1 protein-coding gene is annotated in these 1,180 nt (G+C 67.5%); it reads right to left on the bottom strand.

Going from position 1 to position 1,180, the window contains the following annotated elements:
* Positions 1-1,178: acetyl-CoA C-acetyltransferase (locus tag QMA15_RS32625; protein WP_069147353.1), on the bottom strand; the 1,178-nt coding region annotated here is incomplete at its 3' end.
* Positions 1,179-1,180 lie beyond the last annotated feature (2 nt).

Raw genomic sequence — 1,180 nt, 5'->3', positions numbered from 1 at the left:
GCCTTGGGGACGCGGATGATGAGTGCGTCGCCTTGTCCGCCGCCGCCGCAGAGTGCGGCTGCGCCGATGCCGCCGCCGCGGCGTTGCAGTTCGAGGGCGAGGTGCAGGGCGATGCGGGCGCCGGACATGCCGAGGGGGTGTCCGACGGCGATGGCGCCGCCGTTGACGTTGACCTTGGCGGGGTCGAGGCCGAGTTCGCGGGTGGAGGCGATCCCGACGGCGGCGAACGCTTCGTTGATTTCGACGAGGTCGAGGTCGGTGGGGTCGATGCCTTCCTTGGCGCAGGCCTTGGCGATGGCGCGGGCGGGTTGGGACTGGAGGGTGGAGTCGGGTCCGGCGACGACGCCGTGGGCGCCGATTTCCGCGATCCAGGTCAGGCCGAGTTCTTCGGCTTTGGTTTTGCTCATCACGATCACGGCGGCGGCGCCGTCGGAGATCGGGGAGGCGGAGCCGGCGGTGATGGTGCCGTCCTTGCTGAACGCGGGACGCAGTTTGCCGAGGGATTCGGTGGTGGTGTCGGCGCGGATGCCTTCGTCCTGGGCGAAGACGATGGGCTCGCCCTTGCGTTGGGGGATGGAGACGGGGACTACTTCGTTGTCGAAGTAGCCGTCTTTCCAGGCGCGGGCCGCGTTCTGGTGTGAGGCTGCGGCGAAGGCGTCCTGCTCGGCGCGGGTGATGTGGGCGGTTTCTTGTTGGTTGACTTGTTCGGTGAGCAGGCCCATGGCCTGGTCGGTGAAGATGTCGTGGAGGCCGTCGTAGGCCATGTGGTCGCGGAGGGTGACGTCGCCGTATTTGAAGCCTTCGCGGCTTTTTTCGAGCATGTGGGGTGCGCGGGACATCGATTCCTGCCCGCCGGCGACGACGATGTCGAATTCGCCGGCGCGGATGAGTTGGTCGGCGAGGGCGATGGCGTCGATGCCGGAGAGGCACACTTTGTTGATGCTCAGGGCGGGGACGTTCATGGGGATGCCGGCGGCGACGGCGGCTTGGCGGGCGGGCATCTGGCCGGCGCCGGCGGTGAGGACCTGTCCCATGATGACGTAGTCGACTTGTTCGGGGGCGACTCCGGACTTGTCGAGGGCGCCTTTGATGGCGATGCCGCCGAGGTCGGACCCGGAGAGGTCTTTCAACGATCCGAGGAGTCGACCCATCGGGGTACGAGCTCCCGCAACAATCACAG

This window comes from Rhodococcus sp. APC 3903 (assembly GCF_030407755.1).
GTDB lineage: Bacteria > Actinomycetota > Actinomycetes > Mycobacteriales > Mycobacteriaceae > Rhodococcus_F > Rhodococcus_F erythropolis.
The sequence above is the reverse complement of the archived record's forward strand: the minus strand, read 5'-3'. Positions and strand labels throughout refer to the sequence as shown.